Origin of the sequence: Fictibacillus sp. 7GRE50 (genome assembly GCF_015903875.1) — a bacterium.
GTDB classification, from domain to species: Bacteria; Bacillota; Bacilli; order Bacillales; family Fictibacillaceae; genus Fictibacillus; species Fictibacillus phosphorivorans.
The window spans coordinates 43,862-67,580 of the sequence record NZ_JACZDW010000007.1 but is presented as its reverse complement, the minus strand read 5'-3'; the positions used below and the strand labels follow the sequence as shown (position 1 = coordinate 67,580).

The following is a 23,719-nucleotide window of genomic DNA, read 5'->3' as shown; positions in this document are numbered from 1 at the left end:
CACCACATTCCCGCCATTTCCGCCCTCATAATAGCGAAGGACATGTTCAACATAGTGAACGTCTCCATACCGGGACCATCCATTTTTCGCAGCCATCATCTCACTAAAATCAATAGCGATTTCCTTGGAATACCCACCGCGCTCCAAAGCATAGCCAATAAATCCATTCCCAAAATTATAAGACTGCAAAGATAGATTAATATCTCCTTTGGCTTGTTTCATCACATCCGCAAAATACTTCACCCCAATCTGAATGGAGTATTCAGGATCGGTAATAGCACCAGGTGGTAATCCGATTGATTCAGAACTCTGCATCACATCTAAATGTCGGCCACCACTTTCTTGTTGGATCAGAGCCATAATCAGCCCGACATATTCTCCAATCCCATTTTCCTCTGCATATTTCCGAATGAGGGGTTCATATCGAAGGACTTCAGCCGATACCTCTGCTGTTCCTCCTGCTCCTTCTCCTGAAAGCCCGGAGTCAAATTGATTCTCTCCGCCCAGACTAATCGAGATGAATAAAGCAATGCCGAAAATGGATAGGAGGAGGAGAAATATCCCTGCAATCACCCACGTAAGAGGGTTTTTCAGAATGGCCACGGTTTTAACAACTTTTGCACCTTTCTTCAAAACGCCTTGCATAGGCTCTCCTTTCTGAAAGCCATTCTGACGCAACAAGACAAGGAGTTAACCACAAAACAAAAGTTAACTGCGCCAGAAGGCTTCTCTCCGACATCATTTTTGTCGGTTCGTTTGCTCATTCTTGGACTTCCTGCTTTCTGATCGTTTGACCGTCTCACCAGAAGTATTTGCATTCCTTTTTTTGATTTGCTGCTCTGCTTCCCATCGAGTGATGTGTTTGTCTGGGTCTCTTGATGCCGCCACCTCTTTTTGACTTTCCATTCGTCCTGCGAGATTACGGTGAGGGGAAGGCTGTTGAGTCGTACTTCCGTTTTTTTGTTGCTGGGTTGGTTTAGGTTCCCCACTTGTTCCCCCCTCTGATTTCGTTGAGCCAGGATTACGAGCCTCTGAAACAGATCTTTGGGAGGAAGGTGTTCGAGCAGCCTGCACTTTCTCCTCACTTTTGTTGGGTCCCTCACTTTTTTGCTTTTTGTAATCATTTAAATTCACAATCGCAGCTCCTGCATTTCGTGAAGCTGATCGAGGGGTTTCCGTTCCTGTAGCCGCTAAGTCGCTTTTCATCCCTTTTTTAGTCTGTTGTTCTGAATTTTTTTCGCCTCCTAATTTGTTCTCTCCGACTGCTTTACGGTGCTCTGACCGTTCACCACTAGCTCCAGCCGTATTGGTGGAAACTTTCCGGCCAGCTCCCTCTAAACCAGATTGAAAATCGTCCATACGCTTTTTTTGTTTGTGATTTTGATAGGCTTTACCTACCATCCGTTTAGCTCCCTTCATTCCTCTTTCGCCAGCGTCCCCCAATCGATTCAGGGTATTGGTGGTTGTTCTTTCCACCGCTTGCTGACCTTGAACCATACCAGCTGAAGCGACTTCAAAGATTTCCGTACGATATTTGAACAAGCCCCAAATGGTAATGCAAATCAGAAAGACGACAAACGCATATCCTTCTACACCGTTCGTGACTTTAACCGATTCATAAAGGAGAGTGACTAGTCCCGTGATTACAGCAATTAAGAGAACGAGCCCTGCCTTCATAAGCAGAACACCCACAATCTTTTTTCCATGATTCAATGCACTTTCACTGTAAGCTGGGATGAGAGAAAGAATGAGTGGAATGGCCGTGAAAATGACTAAAGCTAAAAACCAGACTTGAAGCAAAAACTTAAAAACACCTAATAACAAAACCGGAATGGCCAAAGCAATCGTGGAAATGATCGTGATAATAAGATAGCCAAACCGCTCTCCACTGAATTCAGGAGACATTTGCTTGTTGTCTAGTTCTGAAACTTCAGCATTAACAATGTTTTTTCTTTGTTCTTTCCCTTCATCAGAGTAGGGTTTAATGGCCAATAAATTATCTACTCGATTGGGATTTTCCTTGATGATGTCAGCTTCTTTCGTGGAACCATAGTTTAAAAGCAAATACGGCCGCTTAACCATAAGGTTAAACAGTTGATTTTCAAGCAAGGCGATGCCCTCCTTAGGGTTATAAGCCGCATTACTGTCAAACTCATCCGAACTGATAAGAACATTTGCCGAGCTGGCGATGCCTTCAAGTTCAGCCCCTCGATCATTGAGCCATTTGATATTCCCTGTCGCATCGGAATAAAACCAAAAGGTCAGGACCGTGATGGCCAATGCTCCAAGGATGGCTTTGACCGCATGGCCAACCTGCTGATTAACAAAATATCGCCACGCAGCAGCTCCACCCACAAAGATGACAAACAACGAGAGGAACGTACCGGACATAATCTCATAAATCCGTTCACTCATAATTCCGGCTTCGCTTGCAATGCTGCTGATTAAATCAAATGACATGAGTTGATTGGTCGAATAAAGAGTAAAGCTGGCAAGGGTTTTATTGAATCCCCACATCCCTTGATTAATGGCATGCAAGGCATTATCCGCAGCATCTTTAAATCCGTCCCCGATGTTCGCTTCCATCTTGTAATGATCGAGAGGATATTCTTTGCTTTCCAGAGTCACACGACCAACGGTCTCCTCTTTTTTCTGAACAGTCGGGGAAGAATCTTCGGCCAGTGTAGCCGCTGGCATGAGAAGAAATAGTAGCGCTATGCCTAAACCGATCCCCCGTTTTAGGAAGTTCATCCAATCCCTCCTTATTCGCAGTGAATACAAGCTTGTCGGTCAAACTTGTCTTTGATATCCTCCCGGTTAATATCCAAGCTCTTACTTGTATCTACCTTCCACACATCAGATTTTTGACGGAGCAGAATGTTATCTTTAACGGCATTATCACCATTTGGATTTTTGAAATCTGTAAAAACATAATAGTATTCAGACTCTTTGTCGTAGTAAACTTCAAAACGAATATCTTTATATTTCAAGCCGGAATTAATCTTCTTAGCTCCTTTATCAACTTCATAAGAGCCTTTCTTAAACACAAGCTCTTGCTGCTTATCATATTCGTTATTAAATTTTGCTTTTTCCCATTCATAAGCAACCTTTGCAATGTCTTCAGAAGAAGCACCCTGATTGCACCCGGTTAAAAGTGCAACCAACGCTATAAGGGAGATAACTAGTGTTTTCTTCAAATGAATGCCTCCTCGGTTTCCGCTCTGCCTCGGTCATTTTCTTTCGTATTGAAGGCGCTAATCCATTCATCAAACAGGACATCGGTTTGAATCTTGGCTGTGCGTCCGTACATGTCTTCCACGATACACTGACCCTCGGTCAGATTTTTCAGCATATCTCTGTTGGCTTTGTTATCCTCAAGGCCGAGAAATTCAATGATGTTCGCTGCTTCTTCAGTAGTTTTCGCTTTAAACGCAAATTTTGTACCGATGTTCTCTTTGATTTGAGGCTTGTTGTACTCGTACGTGGACTGCGTAATGATATAAACCGCGGACCGCAAGGACCGGCCAGTTCGCAATAGCTCATTGATCAGCCGATCACCTGCCCCTGTGTTCATGAGCATCCAGGCTTCTTCAAAGATCGTCATCTTAACCACGGAATCATCACGGGCAAATCGGGTGGCGAACTTCGCCAACGGCTGCATTAACGCAACAGCTATGTGTTCATCACGCGTCGAAGCTTTTTCGCCTTCATCTGGAAGGTTCAAGTTTTGAATCTGCAAGATATTTACTTGCTCATGCAAACTAATGCCTTCTACATTCCCATCCGAAAACATGAGCTTGGCGATGCCGTTTGTCCCGATTTCATAAAGAAGATCTCCGACGTTTCGGACGTCCTGATCTTCTGATTCTTGTAAATGACGAACGACATTTAAGAGTCCTGGCTTCTTCTCTTGCTGCAGCACGTGACGGACCCCTTTATAAATCGCCGTTTTTACATTCCGTTCATTGGATTGAAGCTCGGATAGGTATTCAAGAACACCAACCGCTGCATCTTGCGCCTCTTCTCCTTCCAGAAATGTAAGAGGGTCTAGCTTTCCAGCATCCTTCTTTTCACTTGATAGAGTGATATAGTTAAAGCTTTCAATTAAATCCCGGAAGAAAGGCGCTGTTCGCTCCATTTCAGGTGTGATCGCTTGTTTAAATTTCTTTTCTACTTCATCCTTAGGATCCGTCATAAGCACCTTGGCACCGAAAAAGACGCCATTCAACAAGATATCTTTTAACAAATACGATTTCCCCATTCCCGTTGGTCCTGAAATCGTGACGTGAGGAGAAGAATACTTCGAACCTTTTAAACCCAAATGAGCGAGAAACGGATGAAAGAAAACAAGAGATTGAGAGTTTTCCACACTTTCGCCCGCGTGAGAGATATTCTTCCCGAGATAAAAGCCGACGGTATTGCCAATCTTCCGCGTAAGGGAGAAAAGAGATTCTCCGAAAGATTCAGGAGTAAGGATTTGCTCCCAATCGTCCGCAACGATTTTAGCTCCTGGCAGGGATTGATGAAACAATAGGAGTTGGTCGGCTAACGGTTGGACAAGTTCGATCTGCTGATCCTTAAAATCGATTTTAAGCCTTCTGGCTCGTTTTCGAACTTCTTCTTTTGTTGGTCCGTAGACCACGAAATTAATGTGAGTTCTGAGGAGTGGTTTACCTTGATTCTTGATTTGATTTTCTAAATCGTGCAGAAGTTCACGGCCTGTATTAATTAAGCTATCATCATCCTCATTCGCTTCAATGAGTTGGGCATCCTGATCACGAAATCGCTTTTTGATTGTATTGGTACGGCCTTCATCCTCCTTTTTGTTCTTGTAGATCGTCCGCATGTTGACTTCAACCGGAAAAGGATAGGACTGAAAGAAATACGCCCATTCTTTATAGCCTAACTGAATGGGGAATTCGGAAACCGGAAGAAACGCGCACCAAGATTCATCTTCTAGTTGCTGAATACGCACATAGCCGGCTTTTCCGGGATCTAGGATACCTTCTGTAAGGCTGTACACACTGCCATCACCGTCAGGCTGCGCTTGACCTCTGACAAACTGATGACGAATGATGTAGCGAAGCTCTTTTTCCTTCACTCGATTGGCTCCTAAATAATGATTGAGCGTTGTGAAAGCATCCTCCTCGGATTCCTCAAATAACCGAACGGTTAAATCATCAATACTCTGTCCGCCAAAACCGGCAAGTTTTTGAAGGTACCGGTTCATGCTTTTAAAAGAGGAGGAAAATGAATGCATGAGATTCTCATCAAGCTCCTGTCGCTTTAACTTCACACCAACAAAAAACTTATACTCGACCACATGTTTCGCTTCTTCTCTTAAAATCTCTTTAGCTCGTTCTGCGTAATACATGCCGGTATCCGCGTACTGCCCTTCATATTGAGCTTGCAGGCTATCCATCCGTTTATCGATATCAACAGGGATCGGTACGATTTTATAATCGATTTCTTCAAACCCCGAGAACTGCCAGGCCAGCCGTTGCAGACGGTTCACAAGATGATTTTCTGCTTCTTGTTCATTAACGCCTACGGTGTTTTCATGCAAACGATAATAGGACCAGGCTTCCATATCATGTGTATAGATCACGTTGTCTTTAAAAGATTGAATCGGAAACTGTATCATACAATCACCACCTTATTGGAATCGCTCGTAAGACTGCGCTTTCTTCATTTGTGGCTGGTACACACTCTTTTGGCTGCTGTAGGAAAATCGTTTAGTGAATAGATAACGGAAATAACCGATGAAAAAACGATCCAATCGCTTTCCATCCAATCGGCTTTTGCAAATGGCCCCCGCAATCAACCAAGGTAACACCGCGTAAAACGCAAGCTGCAGCGTGGTCGGCAAAATGTGATTAATGCTGCCTCTAAAGAGAAAGAGAAAACCGAAGATCAGGACGGCCATGATGATTTGCCGAATCTCAATTCCCTTGGAAAAGACGAGGGATTTCTCGCCCTTTCCAAGCTTCCAGATTTTTAAGGGATATTTAAAAAACTTCCGATAACTGTAGGCATCTGTCCTCAATTTAAACCACCACTTTTAACTTGATCCCATATTGCATTGGCCATGCTTTCAAATTCCCCCGGATTGGCTACGATTACATAGCAGACAACCGCAAAAACAAAACTGGAGAAAAACTGGCCCCATCGTTGAGATATAAACGCTCGGACAATCATGACAATCATAATGATGAACAAAACGGCCGCCACCTGACCTGAAACATAATCAGTTAACCCTGTAATATCTGGCATTTTCCATCATCCTCCTAAAGTGTGTTTAAACTGTTTCACATAAAATTTATTGTTCTCTTTGCTTACAACAAGAGTAAACGGATGTTTGGTCTGCAATCCCGTATTCGCCTCTTGCAGAAGCACAAGCGTCTTCACAATGTACTGTCCTTCTTGCTCCCCATCATAAACCACAAAATCTTCTAGTCCCTTATACTCGTAAAGATCTTTCAGAGATTCTGGCTTTTCCATGAGATAAGCCATCTCATCCACTGAATTGGTTGTATATGAGGTGAAAAACTGTGTAGCAAATTGTTTCATCTCATCTTTCACTTTGACATTTTGTTGCGATTGATCGGTTTGATCTTGAACCGCCGCGACCCGCGACTTTCCAGGAATTGCTTGATAATAAGGTTGTTCAATGACATTAAACGAGTTTCCATCCGTCCCTAGCCGGACCACAATCATTTGCTCTTTCTTCCCCAATGGTTCATCGATTTTCTTCATTCTTTCTTCTTTTACGACTGTTTCTTTTCCATCTTTGCCCTTGCTTTTAACAGGAACTTGCTCTTTTTTCTCGACGACGTTGAAAAGTTCATATTCTATACGATAAACATAACTCGCTGCATCTTCGCTCACGTTCTTCACATCATATAAGCTAGCACTCTTCAAAACTCGTTTCCCTTGAAAAGCTGTTAGGTTTTCTAGTTCTCCCACCTGTAACCCTTCAGCCAAGAAGTCTTGAAGTGCTTTCGATCGTTCTTCTCGTTTCTTCTCATCATTGGATACGTTGATATAGGTAGTAACGAATTGGTTGGCATACGTTTCACCAGCCGGTGAATTGGCGAATCCTACCTCATTTAGACTTTCAATCTGCGAAGACGCTTGATCTTGATAACCGTTTACCTTTTCATTCAGAAACCCGGTTCGCGCCCAGGCCTGAAAGGAGAAAAAGATAACCCCGAGCAACACCCCCCAAAAGACCACGGTAAAGGCGGTTCGTCCATTCAAACGAGAAGTCGTTAAACGTCGTTCATCTTTTAAGACTTTTTTTCTTCCTTGAGAGACATTCTTTTTAAGACCGCCTGTCAACTTGCTGAAAAAACTCATTGGATCCCTCCTAAGTCTAAGGCATTACGCACATACACTCGGCTGAAATACGTATCGCTGCCGTCCACCTCCACCATTTTTCGATTGATAAAAATCTCACCAATTTGAAGATTTTTAATTTCACTTGGATTGGCTTTAAAGCGTTCCACATCGCGAACAGTTCCCATTTCAGCTTCATACCGGATATGGGGGTATTTCTTTTCAATCTGCTGCGTGATTTCCCGGTCGGAAAACGTTCCGAACACCTGAGCGATGCGCTCTGCATCTTTAGAGGAATTCACGCGTCCTGTGGCAATGACATTACAGTTGGAAATGATCTGCTCGGTCATAATTGGATCCACGGCATCAATGTCGGACAACGTTTGAGTGGAGATGATGCATTCAAAGCCAGCAGACCGTGATTTGTTCACGATATCCACGATTCGACGGTCGCCATACGCTGAAAACTCATCGTATACACCGAAGATGGATTTTCGCCCCTTTGCCTGACGGTATGCGACTAGACTGTTCACATCAAGAATAATCATTTTCCCAATTTTCCGAATATAGTCTGCATAACGACTCCCTGAAATACTGAAAATCACCACATCGTTGTGATCCGTAATGTTTTGAAGATCGATGCCATCTTCACGCTCGATGAATAAATGGCCCAGATCAGACTCTAGTAATTCGCCCAATTGCATTTTTAATCGAGTTAAGCAGCCTACTACGATTTCTTCCGGGAACTCATCATCCAAAATGTTCTTAATCCGCTGCATACCTTCTTGAAGCTTTGTCACAGTCCGCTTACGCCTCTCTACAACCTTTTTCTTGACGATTTCGACCTTTGGTTCCGATGGTGCGACAAAACCGCTTAGATCGTAATCTGAGGACGCTGGCGCTTTACCAACTGCTACTTCTTCTTCGACTTCCACTTCAATGTCTTCTTCAATTTCTTCCTGGATGCTGTGTTCCTTGAAAAAGTCATTCATGGACCCTACATTCGTCAATTTCGCAATCGTTTTGATATCCCTCGTAACCTGAGCTTCATCAATGAGCTTAACCACCAGCTGTAGATACCGTGAAGCAATATCCGTGTAGTAAGCACCGTCTCCTTCACTCGAAAAGCTGAAGAGGGACATGAGCTTATCGCGTGTTTCTGTCGGTGTACCATTTTTGATGGGATTGTAGGTCAAGTTATCCATTTCTGAAAACAGGTACACTTTACGGCCATATGCTTCACATAACGCTTTAAATTCGAGCATGGATTTCCGCTCGCCCTTCCCATCTACAAAGATGATGGGTTTATCCTGCTGCAGCGCCGCTTCCATTAAAGAAGCAATCAAGGTCGTCTTTCCGGTACCTGTCCCACCTGTAGCCAGCATGTGATAATTGAGCTCTCTCGCTTCCAGTGCCACTCGTTCTTTAAAGTCGGTATAGCCCACAAAGATTTCCTGTGAAGGCTTTTTGCGGTAATGCTGCTGTTTATTATTTAAAAACTTCACCCGGTTCTTTCTGAACGTTTTATACCGGTGTTCTGCCTTTTGCTTCTGAACCTCTCCGGATTTGGTCTTGACTCGCCTTTTCCAAAAAAACTTGGCAAAGATGAAGAAGCCAAAGGAAAAGAGGAAGGAAAGTCCCACTAATACCCAATAGGATGAAGCAGAAATCGCGATAGGATTCCCATCATTGAGTAGAGACTCTGCACCGGTTGAAAGATACGGGATATTCATTTCTGAAATCAATCCAAAATAGGTAAGCAGCATCCCAGTTTGAAATTGCCATAAAAGAATCAGGATTCCAAATCCTAAACCCACATAGAAAAACCATTCTCGCTTGAATATGTGCAATACAGCAAAAATCAGCATTCCCAGTAGGGCTGGAATAAAAAAGAGAATCCCGATCATTCCGATCAAACCGTAGATGACCACATCACCAATCATTCGGTCCATTTCAGTCTGTTGCGTCTGGTCCTGGCGTTTCGCCATTGGATCCATTTGGCATCACCTCTTCCCAACGTTCGTTAATAATGACCGACGGAATTTTACGTATGGAAATTTTATCTGCATTAACTAATCGTCGCTTGACGTCATTGACCACATTATGAATCTTCACATCATCTGCGAAATAGATCACTTGGTCGTAAGAATATGGCTGATCGTCTAAGCGTTTACTAGAGAGCAATTGCTCAAAAAGCTTAAACTTTTCATCATACCGTTTTCGTTCTTTCTTATTGAGTTCCAGCTCTACCCAGGTAGTTGTGACCACTCCTTCCGCATTTTTGAAAAAGAACACCGCATCCGGAATACGTTCACGGCTCGCGTTATACGCCTTTAATTTACTTTGATTATCTCCCTCTCCAATCATGGAGTGACGAATTTCTCTTTCCGTCCGATACGTAAACTGAACTCCCTGCTTCTCCGCCTGAAACTCATAAAAGAGAACCAAATCATTAAGCAGAAGGTTATGCTGCATCGTGTAAACAGAAGCTTTCGTCGGGACCGTCACATGAACATTCGTTAAGTTCCGGGCATCGATCGTCCCCAGGTAAACCCCTACTTTATGAGCGATCTGCTCATGCCTGACATATTTCTTCCCTTCAAGTTTTCGTAGTCTACGGTACACCCGGTGGATATTAGGTTCTCGAAACTTTAATAGAATCTGTTTGGCTGTCACCATTCCATTCCTCAAAATAAACGTAAGATACTCCAAATCTTTCTCTTTAAGCGAAGTATACTTTAGCATCAACTTCATCATCCTCTTCTAGCAAATATAGGAACCACTCTCCCTTTTAGCAGTTTACCAAAAGCCATGCTGATTGCATAAACCAAAATCGAAAAACAAACCGCAAATACAAACACAACCACTTTAAGAATTTTCACCGCACACCAGCTGACCAACACATAGAACAAAACCAATAAACCCAAATAGGCTTGCAGCCATTTATTCAGCATAGAGAACACAAAACACCTCCTTGAATTTTTATACATTTGACTTTATATTTCTACACTACTCACTACAACCAACACCCCATCAACCACCTCCATTTTTATACACTTACCAACCTTCACTTGAACTTGCCTTTATCCTTTTTCCCTTGAACTTTTCTTTTGATCTTGACCTTGTACTTATCCCTTGAACTTTATCTTTTACTCTTGAACTTTATTTCTTATCCTCCTCCCTCTTTCACACCAGACTCCTCATTTCCTCCCCGCCACCCCACTCACACTTTAGATTGACCTCCGCCTTTATTTAGTAGCAGAAGACCTCGGCTATGTTTACGTAGTATAGGCGAGGTCTTCTGCTGGTTACGAAAATAAACAGGAGTCAATCTGCCCTTTGTTTAATGGGGTTGGCGGCCATTTTCTACCGCAAATATAATGCAAATTGAGTTTCTTTTGATTTACGTATTTAAATCTATTGAATTTTCTTATAATTTCCTTTAAGACCAGTGTAGTATACGCACACCTGTTTGGCAATGATTGTAAAGGTAATTCGTTCCATATGCTCACTTGTTATTTCATATATGTGATATTTTTACTATCTAATCATAACAATTCTATATATCTCCCCAGCCTTTTTCTTAACCTCCTCCCTTCACTTCTATCTAACTTCTTCTGCACCTGATTTCCCTAACATAGATTAAAAGTTTAGATTTAAGTCCTGAATTACACATTGACTTAATTTGAATACTGATTGCATATACTAAATCTTTTCTTAATCTCCATCCCCTACTTTTTAATCCCTTTCCCTCCCTGATCTCCTTGCTCGCTTATCAATCCTCAGCCTCATTTTTTTTAGCGATATTCTTACTTTCGTATCGAGAGTAAGAATCGAAGCGCTAAACAGCTTTAATCACCATCAGCTTAAAGCACTAATTAACAGGATTCAGCATTAATTATTAGCAAAAGTTTGCAACAATCTCTTGCCTTTGTTTTAGTTGGTTGACATATTCTCAAGAAACTCTAGTTAATTACACCTAGAACCAATAATAATTGAACAGAAAGCTTTTAAAAGGCATTCCCCAAGAGTAGAAGGAGAGGTTACTAGATATGTATAGGCAGAAGAGACAATTAATTTTAGGCAGACGAATGGATAGTTAATTGCTTGTCAAGAGGCGCTCCGCGAGCGATGTTTAAGCCTTTTTCAACTGCTAATAGAATACTATCCATCTCGAACTTGCGAACATCTAATGCCTTGATAATGCTCTTATAAAAGGCTGTTTTCGTTTGCTTCAGCTGAATTAAATAGTGGAATAGATGTACTTTTGTCGTAAAACCAGAATTGCTGTTTCTCCCTTTTCCAAAGCACTTTTTGTATAGTTTAGTAGATTTCTTAAATACAACATTCAGCATGGATCTAGAGATTCCGATTGCTTCAGAAATCTCTTTCTGCGTGCATTCATAGAATGGTTTGTTGGCTGTAATATTCTCCTGGATAAAGTTGATCACGTCTTGCTCCCACTCATACCAATGTGAGCGTTCACGCTCTTCACGAGGTTTCGCGTGTTTATGCCATCCTTGTACACCAAAAGAAGACAGACCACTCCCCCATGTTTCTAAAAGATGAGATACATAGTCTTTGCTAGCGCCTTTATATTTACCAGAATACGCACTTTTTATGGACTTCTTCAGTTGTGGAAGTGTTACAGGGTACTCCAAGTTCGAATTGAACTCATCGAGTAGATTAAAGGCTGCGTCTTTACTCTTCCCTGCCGAAAAGCACGCTAAAGCGATCGTGAAAATAACGTTATCACGACCCATTAAACCCTTCTCCCCTTTTATGTTTGTCAAACGTATTAATTCCTGAAACCATTCCTGATCGAGTGCATTAAAGTTGCTCTCTACAGAGCGCACCGGATATAGGTGCACACCTTCATTATCGGACTCTTTAGAAGACCAGCTGATCAGTTGCTTCATGGAATATACATACTCTGGGTTAAACCATCGAATGTTTTCCTCATTTGGCATACGGAAGAAACCAAAGTCGTTGCATGCTAAATCAACGCCTTTGATGCCTCTAGCATAGGATTTTCGTAGATTACTAGATATGGTTTTTGCAACAAATAGACCTCTAAAGTCATTTTTATTCGAAATGAACAGAGGATCTTCAAGTATGTAATACAACTGGAACCCTTTTGGTGTTTCTAAAATTAAAGTCGGCAAGCCGATACTTTCGTCTAATCCGTGGATCAGTAGATCATTGACCGTAACACCCTCTTTCGTATCACAGTCAATCACAAAACAGTTTACTTGTTGGAGGTTGTCTTCAGCATGGCCTTTTATGTAAGTACGTCGAGCATCTATGTAAGTCAATGTATTATATATATTTGGTGTCCAATGGGACACGTCGTTCGCAATGTTATATAAAGATTCTTTGGATGTGACCGGAAAACCTTTCACTCCTGCAGCTGTCGCAAGATGTTTCTTCTCTTTGACCACTGCCACAGATCCTTTTTTATTTCTTCTACTGTTCTCTTCACGCATCGCTTGAATTTGTTCAGCCATAGATCCTTTTGATTGCTTTGGTTTATAGCGAGTTAACCCATCATGGATGATTAGATCGATAACATTTTGATACACTTGTCCCATTGTTTCACCTCCCGAATTATCGGGATAAATAACCAGGACACGACAAAAAAGGCGTGATCTCTGAAACCTGTAAACGCACTCGTCCGTGCACAAGTTAAAAAGATCACGCCTCACTAGAAACCCTGTCGTTTTTTGTATGATTTTTTACCAAAAAGTAACATAGAAAAACTGTAACTTCGGGTTGAAATACATACCAAAAGGGTAGTATAATAAGTGTGTAGCTAATTAACCTGAATCCCGGCTAAGGAGTGTCAGGTCAAAAGTCATTTTAATCGTAGCGTTTGGCGACGCCGTGATCGATTAAAATGGCTTTTTTATTTATCCTACATCTATTAATTTTTTAAAAGGAAATATGTATCGATTTTTAATGATTTATGTACATCTCTGTTGTGAACTACTCTACAACAGTTTTTTTTTTTTGTAAATAGTGGAATTTTACAATTCAGTTTAAAATGTATCATAAATGATAATAGATAAATATGAATATATGATAATTTATCTATAGATAAATAAAGGAGCTACTTATTTTTTGGGTTAATTTAATTTAGAGTGGTTTAATACCTGCCGTTGTTATCCTTGCTATTTAAGTATTTTTGCGGTTTAGGAACATTCATTAATGTATCATACTCAAACTTGATGTATTATAGATATTATCATATTTATCTATATTTAAATTTATCTATATGAATATAGATATAAAAAAATATTTTTGAAGGTAGGTAGATTTTGTGGCACTTACACTATGTGTAGGCAATTATAAAGGCGGCGTAGGAAAAACAAAAAACAACGTAATGAACGCTTACGCACTAGCTAAAAAGGGTTATAAAGTACTTGTTGTTGACCTCGATCCTCAAGCAAATTCAACCACTGTACTTGTACGAACGAAAAGAGCTCATTCTTCGGAGATATTTAGTTTTGAAAAAACACTTATGTCAGCGGTGAGAACGGGTAATCTTGAAGGTTTAGAAGTCCAGATTATTGATAATCTTTGGCTACTCCCTTCTTACATCGACTTTGCGAACTACACCACATTTTTAGATATTCAATTTGGAATTTTAGAAGAAGATGATCCAGATTATCATGAAGTAACGAAAAACAAGATCACTTACTTTTCAAAGCTATTAGAACCATTAAAAGATAAATACGACTACATCTTTATTGATGTACCACCGACTAAATCTTATATTACTGACAGTGCTGTTATGTGTGCAGACTACATACTGATCGTCTTACAGACACAAGAGCTATCCCTAGATGGAGCTCAAATGTATTTAAAAGATCTTCAGACATTAGCTGATGAATATAATGGTGAATTCGAAATATGTGGAGTACTACCTGTTTTAATGGATGGAAATGCCACCTTAGATCAATTTGTTTTAGATCATGCTGCTGAAGTGTTTGGAGAAGAAAATATTTTTGAAAACAAGGTACATAACATGGCTAGGTTAAAGCGTTTTGACAATACTGGGATTATTGAAGTAGATCAACATGATAAGCGAGTGATTAAATTGTATTCCAAAGTAGCAGATGAACTTGTAAGCAGAATTAAATACTTCGAAGAAAGTGGTGATACAAATGACTGAAAATAACCGAAAAAAGCCCTCTGGTTTAATAAAGCAACCTAGAGTAGTGCCTGAACTTCCTGATAAAACGGTAATCAAAGAACAAAAAACAAAATTAAAAGAAAAACAAGCTGACCAGGAATCTGTCAAAAAAATAAATCTTAATCAACAAAGTAACATTAAGGTTTCTCTAAATACGAAGCAGCAAATTGATATATTATTAAAATTTTCTTCTCACAAATTTGCTTACGAACTCATTGATAGTATGATTGATAACTATGTAGATACTGCATTAGACGTTGATCAAAAAAGAGCATTTAAAACTTTGAGCAAGCTTATAAGCGAATAAACAAAAATAAACCCACCCATATATAGCTTAACCAATACAGGATAGCTTACCACTCTATAATAATTCAGGGGTCGAGGAACTTTCATAATCGTGGTATTATTAATCTACAATTGCATAGTAGGGTGGGCGGTTGAGCCTCTCATAAGGGAGGTGCAACTGATGGACTTAGACACAGCGATGTTTATGATAGCGTTAATTACATTAATAGTCCTATTAATCGATAGAAAAAAGTAATCCACCCTGCTAGTTTGGCGACTGAGGGTGGATTACTTCTGTAATTGCTTTAGACTGCCAATCGCTCACTTTGCGATCGCAATTGTATCTATAACCGTATGGGCGCAACCATACGGTTATTTATATTTTTATAAAAAAAACGATAATTTATTCATAGTAGTTTGAATTCCTAAATAAAGTATATCATTTTTTAAGAACAAAATACACAATAATAGTTTAATATATAACGCATATTTGAGCTTAAATATTGGACATATTACAAATCCTCCACCATTGAATAGCTCGCCAGCTTAAGATGGTTTTCCTTCTGCGTCGATCCTCCCCCCCTTTGAAAATACTCTGTCGTAAATGAGCCATTAGGTGTTAGCTGCACCTAGTGGTTTCTTTTTATTTTATGCAATGTCTACTATCAATATACAGCCCTGTGAACTTAAAGTGAATTATCCTAGTAGCTGAAAACAACTTTCGGTGTAATAACTATTGCAAATATTTTTACTGACAATATCCCTAATATTCTTAAAGATATTTTATAACATATTTATTAAACAATTATTAGAAATTAGTCGAATAATATAAAGAGGTAACGGGTAAACTCCCCCTTTAAATTGTACTTTTTAAGTGGATTTAACGATTAAAGTATTACATAACTTTCTAGACGGGGTCCCACCAACATTTTGACGTAAAACCCACGCTAATACATTTTTTGGTAGTAAAATGGTATTTTTCCCTACTCTAAGCTGATTCCCTTTAAGGTAAAGACTCTAATGAAAAGGGAATTACTTTTAGGGATGGATTTAGGGAACAAAAATAATCAGTTTTTAACTATCAGATCAGCGTTTTTCAAAACTCCCTAAAACGACCATTTAGGGGAAAGTCTTAAATACCAGGGTTTTCAGCCTTAGCGTGGGAAATATGATAAAAAGTTGGAGCTACCCCTAGACAAGATATTTAGTTTTAAAACAAAGATTGACGGAGGTAAAACTATGGGAATAACCACTGATAACAGACAAGGAATTATAGAGTTCCGAGGTACTGTTTATGATAACGGATACGGTTTAATTCCTCAAAAAGTAATGAGGGATGATAATATCAATGCTACTGCTAAACTTATTTATGCTTACCTTTGTAGTTTTGCTGGAAAAGTACCAGAAGAAGAAATTATGTTTAAAGAACTTGGTATAACAGATAGCACATTTTACAAGCACTTAAAACAATTAATAGAAATTGGATATGTTTCAATTAGTAAAATAGAAGGTCCCAATTCTTTTGACAAAGTGTATTTTATAGAAGCCATTCCAGAAGTTGCAGCCAATAAAGCAATAAAATTATTAACCAAGAACACTATCGAATCAGATACACTTTCCCAACGAACACATCAACATAATGCTAAATCAAGTAATGACACCAGCAAAACAATGAATACCAAAAACATCTCTTTAGCAAGGGAACAAAACAAAGCTATCCAAAATGGATTTAGAGGGTTAGTAGAGAATGTAGAAAAGCATTATTTGCTTCCAATAGAAATACGTTCATTACTTTATCACCATGCAGAAAAAGTAGAATATCTCATTAAAACCGAACAGTTTTCATTAAGTCTTCTACAAAGCAACATATCTACCTATACAAGACTATTTAGTTTAGAAGTGTTATATGCTGCTTTAAATGCTGCGTTAAAACAAGATGGACTTCCAGTTCTAAACGTATTTGTTGCTCAGTTAGAGGATTTTAAAATGGAAGAAGAATTAAGCGGAAAAAACCAGCTGCCGAATGAAATTGATCAGTTAGATTTACCAAATGAACTAAAGAAAGCACTTTATAATCTACTAATAGAATTAGAATATAAAGAAAAGAATCGCTATTTATTAATTTATCGTTCATTAAAACTTATTAACCAAATTTACTTAGATAAAAAACCATCAAAAGATGCTTTCAAAAAAGCATTGCATTATTTAGCAATAGATCCCCAGGTTAGTCATGTGAAATCTCACTTTGAACGAAATTTAAGAGAATATGATACACAATCTTATAGAAATACATACCAAGATCGATCTTATTTTAGAAAGAACAATAACAATGTCACCCAATGGAAAGACCGAAGTATAGATCTATCACAATTTGATGATATTGATCCCGATGACTTATTATAGGAGGAAAAACAATGAAAACTAACCTGCCTAATATCCGAGAATTTGATTTTACAGAAAAACACTTACGTTTTTATGAAGCTGCAAATGAGAGTGCAATATTAAAATGGGATGCAGAAAGAATATTTATCTCGTTAATGTCAGGGATAATAAGTAAAAAGCGCGAAGTAACACAAGAGGATGAAAAGAAAATGAGCCGTATTTTTCGTGATATTGCATGCTCGAGAGGAGAAAGTCCTTCAGCTATGTGGTTCTGGACCGATGACATGCAAGCAAGGTTTGATGAGCATTATAATAAGTACATCCTTCCATCTATAGAAGGACATACGCGTGAAGCAATTCCAGCTCTCCCACCTGAATATAAAGAGGATTTATTGGAATCCTTAAATAATTTGTTCAAAAAAACCAAAATCTAACAATCATTCCAATAGACTTTGAAATAAAAACCACCCTTGAATAGCTCGGCAGCTTAAAGGGTGGTTTTATGCCTGTGTTGAGCTTTTCCAAATGGAAATACTCTATTTATAATAGCTTTTAGACATTCTAACATCTAATAGCTATTTCTATTATATGCTTTTATTATTATTTACAAAATGGGATAATTAATTTTTTCTAATGCTTAATTAAGCATATTTAATTGGCTTCGATAAATTATATATAGCAGAATCTATTTTGAAATCTAAAGAACCAGGATGATACAAATAAAAACGATAATTTCTATCCCCCATATAAAGCCAAAACTTCAATGCTTCCCCACCATAAGTAACCGCAGAAGCTATATCCAAGATATTCTTAAATGTGTAATCAACTTTTTTCTAAGTTAGTAAAAAGATATTTATAAAGTTTTTCTACTTCTTTTCTCCTACTCACTCCCGTTTCAATGCTAAACCTAGGTTTTAATGAAATCATATAATTCCTATTGTCTATAACATACAAAAAATCCGGGACATTTTGCTTAACTTCAGTTGCTTTAATAGGTAATGAAAGATCTCCATTATTCATTTTATTTTGAAAATACGCATCTTTTAACATATTTTTCTTTTCATATTCATCCATCAAAAAAATATTCCCTATTCCTTCTGTAAAAGCAGTATAAACTTGATTTTCTTCATTGTAATCAGTTATCTCTGTAATTACATTTTTTTTGTTTTTATCTTCTTCAACAACTGAAAAACTATAGATATTGTTAATTCTATAATCTAGTTGGAAATCTTTTACTGACTTAATAGCTATTTTTTCAGCAACCGAATGGTTAGATACTTGTTGATTTACTAATTTTCTATAATCGTGGTACTTTGGATACAACTTAAAAAGCACGCTTTCTAAAACCACTATTACTATCCCCTTTTATTTTATTTTTCACTTATACTATGTATCGGAAAATCAAGTTGAACGTTAACAAAACCACCCCTATTAAATGGGTGGTTACTTAATTCAATAATTATCTGCTAAACAATCGTTTCCAAAAACCAGCCTTACTCTCTTTTTCTTGTTCTTTCTTCTCGATGGTTTGTGTAAACTGTTTTACAAGTTCGTCTTGACGTTTTTGAATTACTTCTTCATCGATTCTTTTTATAAGATCGTCTTGATTAATGGAAGGCGCAGGTTCAGCTAGCATAGTTTTTAGTTCTGTCATTTGTTCTCTTAATTGCTTGATTTCTTGTGCTTGAACAAGCAACATTTCATCTTGCTTTTTTATGTGAATTTCTTGTGCTTTCATTTGTTGGCCAAGTTCCTGAAAAAAAGCTATCATTTGCTCCTTACCGATTGCTTTTTCAAGCATCATCACCATTTTATCTTCTTCTTTTCTCTCCAAAACATTTTCTAAAGCATTATTCCTCTCAATTTCTAATAACGCAGCCTTTAAGGAACCGGTTCGCGAGACTACTTCAGCTACCTCTAAAATTCTATCAAAATCTTTTCGAAAAAATTTCCTGCCGTCTGTATCATGAACACAAAACGGTAATAACCCCGCACTTTCCCACCTTTGTAGCTTTTGCCGATCAAGTCCAAGTTCTTGAGCAACCAGTCCAACACTTAAGAGTTCATCTTCATTCATAACACGACCTCCTGATGTATCATTCAAGGTGTATTACGTAATACATCTTGAGCATGATATATATTACGAATTAATCACTAGTATACGATATAGATATTAAAATTCCTTTAATTTATATATATAAAATATGTATTATTGCTATTTACACATGCGTAATACACTAAAATTCTAGGGATTATCAATTAGTTAAAATGAGCTAACATAGTATATTACTCCACTTTATAAACTTACCTTTAAATTCAAAACTATATAAAATCACTTTTTGTTAACAATGTAAAAAAAGTTAACAAATTATATAATAACCTTTAAATAATTGATATAAACCTTTTTGTTTTATGTATTTATAACTATTAAAAATGTTAACAAATTACTTTCATCCTATTCTTATGTGTGCTAAAATGTTAACAAACAGCAAATATAATTTAAGGAGAGATTTAAATGAATGTTAAACGCATGAACACGGACTTTGGAAATTCTATTAACATGAATCTTATTGATGGTTATTATTTTGAACTCCCTACAAATGTCGTGGAACTAAGCAAAGAGAAAGCTGAGGGTTACTTCGTAACTTCGATTGACTCACCACAAGAATTACTCAAAAATCTCCTGGTTTCTTGCACTATTGATAATGAAGAGAGATATTTTTTAGTCGGAGAAGTTGCTGAGGATCAAATTCTTGGAAACAATCATATTCGAAAATTACATAATAAAGCTGAATCGCATATCCCATATGTTTTATTTCTTGCTTCAAATGCTTATTACTACACTATCAAAAATGAAAAAGAAGAAGATAATAAAATTGAAATTGATTACTTTTCTACAATGCTTCCTATATGGCTTCTATTTAAACTAAATAAGTTTAGTGAAATGCAACAAAAAATGGCTCAAAGATTTTTAGGAACTCATTCTGTAAAGATTCATACACCAGGGTTTGAAAAGGAAATCTCAATTGAAGTAAATGAGAGTAAATGCAGAACAGAGAGTGAAGTAGCTAGATGGGCAATTAAGAAAACGTTCGAACTTGAAGATAATTCAGATGCAGAACAGTTTAAGAATCATGATGTGGTCATGGTAGATTTAGGCGGAGGTTCAGGGGATCTATGTTTATTACCAGCTGGTTTAAACGCCCCAAGAAGTCGTGAATCAATGGCATTCATAGCAGATATCCCATTTTTAGGTCACATAGAAAAACTAAGAACTGAAAAATTAATTGAACATTTTGATGATGTTAGAGAACTTGAAAACTTTATTGTAAAAAATATCGGCAAGTCTAAGATGGAACGAAGGGACGGAAATAGTGGAAAATCTGTTGATCTTGCTGCTCCCATTAAAGCCGCATTAAAAGAGTGGACATCGATAGTTCTTTCGAAAATAGAAGATGCTTTTCCTTCTCCAAAGGACAAAACTTATAAATATTGTTATTTTGGTGGTGTTGCACCTGTAGTTCAAGAAGCAATAGAGGAAATTATCAAAGAAAAATACGGTTCTGACATTTTGGAATCTAATCATATTTTCTTGCCAGAAGCTCGAAAACTTAACTTGTATGGACTAGAAATTTTAAGTCGTGCAGACACATTAGTTAAGCCTTAATGGAGTGATTACATTGAAACGAAAAGCTACATTTGCTATAAGAACAGATCATATGTCTGAACGTGTATATAACTGTTTTGAAACCAAGTCTAAAAATAGAGAACTCAAAGACTATTTAATAAGCTTAGTCGAAAGGGACCTTAATGGAACCTTACCAGATCAATCATTGGCAGGTAGTATCTCCGAAATGAAAAGAGAAATGCACGAGCACTTTAAAGACTTAGCAAAAAGGATAGAAAATATTAATTTGTCGACGTCGCAAAATTTCAGCAAAGAGTATGAATCAAAAGATGAAGTTATAGAAGGACAAGTCATTTCAACGGAAGAAATCAAAGGTTCCATAGATGAAACTTATGATTTAGACTTTTAAAAAGCCCTTTTCAATACATTCAAGACCGGACCTTTTTAGGAACGGTCTTTTATTTAACCTTGAATACTTTGATACCTGGTTTCTTTTTAGCAGCTTTAACAAAATCTTTTAATTGTTTTTTAGTTAATCCTAATGAAGCTGATACATTAGATTTGGACATATATTACAACCTCCAAGAATTAATTTGTTCGTATTTTTATTGTTGACAGAATTTTTAAATTTTATACGTTCTATCCTCTAACCTTTCTCCATATAAATGACTATCTAACAAAATAACAAAATGACGCTGACATATTTAATGAGAAGAGAGCAAATTATAGAGGGGGAGAGGGGTATATGACCTTTATTAATCCATCTTATGGGAAGAAACAAGAAGGCGCAGCTAAACTTTCAGAAAGAAAAACCGTTCGGAAATTGAATAAAGACAAGCCTCGAAAAAAAAGATGTGATGCTAAGTTTGACATTCGTGTTTATGTCACCGAAGAAGAAAAAAGGATAATAAAATATTTAGCTTATAAAGCTAATATGCCTGTAACTCCATTTTGTACTTTGTTATTGAAGAAAGCTTTAACAAGGAATTTCGACTTCCCAGAAGTTGATTATAAAGCCTCCGGAAAGCCAGTAGAAATTAAACTAGAAAAAGAGTTTAACGACATATTAATGAATCACACATTTGATTGGGACTGTAGTAAAAGGAAGGCTGCACATAGAATATTAAGTTTTGTATTAAAATTAGAGGGCGGTACTCTATTATGAGGGCATATAGCCAAGTAAATATTATTGGAGAAGAATTAGACCGCATTGAAGGATCATATACAGATTCTTTTCTCTCGAAGGTTATTGACAGAATGTTAGGGATTAATAATAATGTCTTTCTAACTATTAGTATGCCTTCCGTAATTGTGATCCGTTCTAGAACACTGTGTTATGACATCACTAAAGATATTAAAGTGAAGTTTACACAAACACATCTCCTTTCCGCGTTATATGAAGATTTTTTACTATATCTTAGGAAGAGTAACAATAATCTTCATGAAATATATAATTGGCTAGTTGTTCGTGACACATCATCCGTTAAAATTAATGATTATTCGTTAAATAATGAGGTCGATAGAAACGGTGAATCGGTGGATCGTTGTCATATAAAAATCGGTATAGATCGCGAGGATGCATTAAGGGGAGAGAATTTTTTGTTAGACTTGGAGGATTTTTATCCTGGTCATCATTTCACCTTAGAATTAATATTAGAAATCATATTTACAGATTTTATCAATGAGTATAAGCAGGGTAATGTAAAGTGCATCGCCCAAAAACTAATAAAATATACAGAAAGTAAAAATTAAAAGTCCCTTAGCGTTTTATAATTATTTTTATCCCAATCACCTTAATAAAGGTGGTTTTTTTATTAAAATTGTGAAAAAATTACAAATATAGGGTTTTATATTAAAAGCACATCTTCGCCTGATCTAGTGAGAAAGGAATTAAACATGGCAGTCATAATGAACGCTAATGAAAGAGACAAAATTCTAAATGCCCTCGACGATGTTCAAATCGACTTTCTAAAGCTGCACCTCAAAAGAGGAAAGAAGACAGTATTTGCTAATTTCATGGCACGGGATAAAGGATTAGTATTTCCTGAAGATGTGCCTAGTGAAGAGATTGAAATACTACTTGATGAGTGGATTCTTGAGGATTATATAGATAACGGTTTTGTTAATCGTGAAACACCTTGTGAATGCGGCAGACCACTTAGGTATCAATACATCGTTAAACATAAGGGAACAGGAACTGTACGAAGATTTGGTATTACCCATTTTGAAGAGCATACCGGTATTCCTCCAAACCTTATTAAATCAATCGTTAACGGTTTTAATTTTATCGATTATGAACTGGATGAACTGCTATATAAGATAGCCACCGGATGGCAGATTCAGAATGAACTTCCGTTTATTACTGAAGACTACATCTTTCCTTCAGACATGCAACTGCATGTGAACGCCAATGTTCCACTGCTTAATAGGCAAGTTAAAAGGTTGAAACTTGCTTATTTAGCTGCACTAGAAGAGGAACAACTACTTAGAAGGGAAATAGAAGTAGAGGTTCGATCAAAACAGAATGATAGTGTTGGTGAGGAACTGGATACTTGGCAAGAAACTTTTTTTGAGAACCAGGAACTACCTGCCATAGACATTGGCCACAAAGATTTTGTTATAGCTGAATATAGGGATATAATAATGAAGTTTCTGGATCAGGGGATTAGTAGTGCCAGGGTAATATGTGAGTTATTAATTAAAGAACACGGAGCATCTAGAGAGAGGTACAGCACTAGTAAACCAAAAATTTACCCATCTGTATGTATGCACTTAGAAACTTTAGTAAAGCAAGGTAACCTTGGTCTACTTCGCACAAAAAACACTGAAGACCGTTACTATGAAAAAACTTCTACTCCAATTAAAGTTTAAAATGTTAAAAAGGAGCTCAA

General features: G+C 37.7%; 22 protein-coding genes. 9 read left to right on the top strand and 13 right to left on the bottom strand.

What is annotated here, in order from left to right; genetic code table 11:
* From IHV12_RS20300 to IHV12_RS20250, 11 genes are all read right to left on the bottom strand, one after another.
* On the bottom strand, positions 1 to 645 hold a 645-nt coding region (locus IHV12_RS20300; RefSeq protein ID WP_197192094.1), incomplete at its 3' end, for a lysozyme family protein.
* 93 nt (positions 646 to 738) lie between these two features.
* Positions 739 to 2,751 (bottom strand): CD3337/EF1877 family mobilome membrane protein, encoded by a 2,013-nt coding sequence (locus tag IHV12_RS20295; protein WP_197223106.1) that lies wholly within the window; start codon positions 2,749 to 2,751, stop codon positions 739 to 741.
* 11 nt (positions 2,752 to 2,762) lie between these two features.
* On the bottom strand, positions 2,763 to 3,197 hold the full coding sequence (locus tag IHV12_RS20290) for a hypothetical protein (RefSeq protein WP_197192092.1): 435 nt from the start codon (positions 3,195 to 3,197) through the stop codon (positions 2,763 to 2,765).
* A complete protein-coding gene (locus IHV12_RS20285; RefSeq protein WP_197192091.1) occupies positions 3,194 to 5,644 on the bottom strand; it encodes an ATP-binding protein in 2,451 nt (816 codons plus the stop codon). Before IHV12_RS20285 ends, IHV12_RS20290 begins: the two co-directional genes overlap by 4 nt.
* 12 nt (positions 5,645 to 5,656) lie before the next feature.
* Positions 5,657 to 6,046, bottom strand: coding sequence for a TcpE family conjugal transfer membrane protein (locus IHV12_RS20280; protein WP_154319560.1), 390 nt, complete (start codon positions 6,044 to 6,046; stop codon positions 5,657 to 5,659).
* The gene (locus IHV12_RS20275; RefSeq protein WP_066240255.1) at positions 6,043 to 6,273 is read right to left on the bottom strand and encodes a TcpD family membrane protein; all 231 of its coding nucleotides are present in this window, start codon (positions 6,271 to 6,273) and stop codon (positions 6,043 to 6,045) included. Before IHV12_RS20275 ends, IHV12_RS20280 begins: the two co-directional genes overlap by 4 nt.
* Before the next feature lie 6 nt (positions 6,274 to 6,279).
* Positions 6,280 to 7,359, bottom strand: coding sequence for a conjugal transfer protein (locus tag IHV12_RS20270; RefSeq protein WP_197192090.1), 1,080 nt, complete (start codon positions 7,357 to 7,359; stop codon positions 6,280 to 6,282).
* Positions 7,356 to 9,326 carry a type IV secretion system DNA-binding domain-containing protein gene (locus IHV12_RS20265; protein WP_197192089.1) on the bottom strand — a complete coding sequence of 657 codons (1,971 nt, stop codon included), beginning with the start codon at positions 9,324 to 9,326 and terminating at the stop codon, positions 7,356 to 7,358. Before IHV12_RS20265 ends, IHV12_RS20270 begins: the two co-directional genes overlap by 4 nt.
* Entirely contained in the window at positions 9,292 to 10,095 is an 804-nt protein-coding gene (locus IHV12_RS20260; protein ID WP_197192088.1) for a hypothetical protein, read from the bottom strand. The genes IHV12_RS20265 and IHV12_RS20260 overlap by 35 nt, the downstream gene beginning before the upstream one ends.
* The gene (locus IHV12_RS20255) at positions 10,092 to 10,292 is read right to left on the bottom strand and encodes a hypothetical protein (RefSeq protein WP_197192087.1); all 201 of its coding nucleotides are present in this window, start codon (positions 10,290 to 10,292) and stop codon (positions 10,092 to 10,094) included. The genes IHV12_RS20260 and IHV12_RS20255 overlap by 4 nt, the downstream gene beginning before the upstream one ends.
* A gap of 1,125 nt (positions 10,293 to 11,417) precedes the next feature.
* Complete coding sequence (locus tag IHV12_RS20250; protein WP_197192086.1) at positions 11,418 to 12,929, bottom strand: primase C-terminal domain-containing protein; 1,512 nt, start codon at positions 12,927 to 12,929, stop codon at positions 11,418 to 11,420.
* Between the two features lie 728 nt (positions 12,930 to 13,657).
* Between IHV12_RS20250 and IHV12_RS20245 the strand changes: the two genes are divergently transcribed.
* The 4 genes from IHV12_RS20245 to IHV12_RS20230 all read left to right on the top strand — a co-directional run bounded on the left by IHV12_RS20245 (position 13,658) and on the right by IHV12_RS20230 (position 17,634).
* Positions 13,658 to 14,512 (top strand): AAA family ATPase, encoded by an 855-nt coding sequence (locus IHV12_RS20245; RefSeq protein WP_197192085.1) that lies wholly within the window; start codon positions 13,658 to 13,660, stop codon positions 14,510 to 14,512.
* Positions 14,505 to 14,840, top strand: coding sequence for a hypothetical protein (locus IHV12_RS20240; protein WP_197192084.1), 336 nt, complete (start codon positions 14,505 to 14,507; stop codon positions 14,838 to 14,840). The genes IHV12_RS20245 and IHV12_RS20240 overlap by 8 nt, the downstream gene beginning before the upstream one ends.
* A 1,217-nt stretch (positions 14,841 to 16,057) precedes the next feature.
* Positions 16,058 to 17,221, top strand: a complete 1,164-nt coding sequence (locus IHV12_RS20235; RefSeq protein ID WP_197192083.1) for a helix-turn-helix domain-containing protein — start codon at positions 16,058 to 16,060, stop codon at positions 17,219 to 17,221.
* Between the two features lie 11 nt (positions 17,222 to 17,232).
* On the top strand, positions 17,233 to 17,634 hold the full coding sequence (locus IHV12_RS20230; protein ID WP_197192082.1) for a hypothetical protein: 402 nt from the start codon (positions 17,233 to 17,235) through the stop codon (positions 17,632 to 17,634).
* A 388-nt stretch (positions 17,635 to 18,022) separates the two neighbouring features.
* Here the strand turns inward: IHV12_RS20230 and IHV12_RS20225 are convergent, their stop codons facing one another.
* The gene (locus IHV12_RS20225) at positions 18,023 to 18,550 is read right to left on the bottom strand and encodes a hypothetical protein (protein WP_197192081.1); all 528 of its coding nucleotides are present in this window, start codon (positions 18,548 to 18,550) and stop codon (positions 18,023 to 18,025) included.
* 109 nt (positions 18,551 to 18,659) lie between these two features.
* The gene (locus tag IHV12_RS20220) at positions 18,660 to 19,277 is read right to left on the bottom strand and encodes a hypothetical protein (RefSeq protein WP_197192080.1); all 618 of its coding nucleotides are present in this window, start codon (positions 19,275 to 19,277) and stop codon (positions 18,660 to 18,662) included.
* A gap of 438 nt (positions 19,278 to 19,715) precedes the next feature.
* Here IHV12_RS20220 and IHV12_RS20215 point away from each other — a divergent pair, with 438 nt between their 5' ends.
* The 5 genes from IHV12_RS20215 (at position 19,716) to IHV12_RS20195 (ending at position 23,699) form a co-directional block, all read left to right on the top strand.
* The gene (locus tag IHV12_RS20215; protein ID WP_197192079.1) at positions 19,716 to 20,867 is read left to right on the top strand and encodes a ParM/StbA family protein; all 1,152 of its coding nucleotides are present in this window, start codon (positions 19,716 to 19,718) and stop codon (positions 20,865 to 20,867) included.
* Between the two features lie 13 nt (positions 20,868 to 20,880).
* Positions 20,881 to 21,237: a hypothetical protein gene (locus IHV12_RS20210; RefSeq protein ID WP_197192078.1), complete on the top strand. Its 357-nt coding sequence runs from the start codon at positions 20,881 to 20,883 to the stop codon at positions 21,235 to 21,237.
* 336 nt (positions 21,238 to 21,573) lie between these two features.
* Positions 21,574 to 21,993 carry a hypothetical protein gene (locus IHV12_RS20205; RefSeq protein WP_197192077.1) on the top strand — a complete coding sequence of 140 codons (420 nt, stop codon included), beginning with the start codon at positions 21,574 to 21,576 and terminating at the stop codon, positions 21,991 to 21,993.
* The gene (locus tag IHV12_RS20200) at positions 21,990 to 22,580 is read left to right on the top strand and encodes a hypothetical protein (protein WP_197192076.1); all 591 of its coding nucleotides are present in this window, start codon (positions 21,990 to 21,992) and stop codon (positions 22,578 to 22,580) included. The genes IHV12_RS20205 and IHV12_RS20200 overlap by 4 nt, the downstream gene beginning before the upstream one ends.
* A 264-nt stretch (positions 22,581 to 22,844) precedes the next feature.
* Positions 22,845 to 23,699, top strand: a complete 855-nt coding sequence (locus tag IHV12_RS20195; protein ID WP_197192075.1) for a DUF3895 domain-containing protein — start codon at positions 22,845 to 22,847, stop codon at positions 23,697 to 23,699.
* Positions 23,700 to 23,719 lie beyond the last annotated feature (20 nt).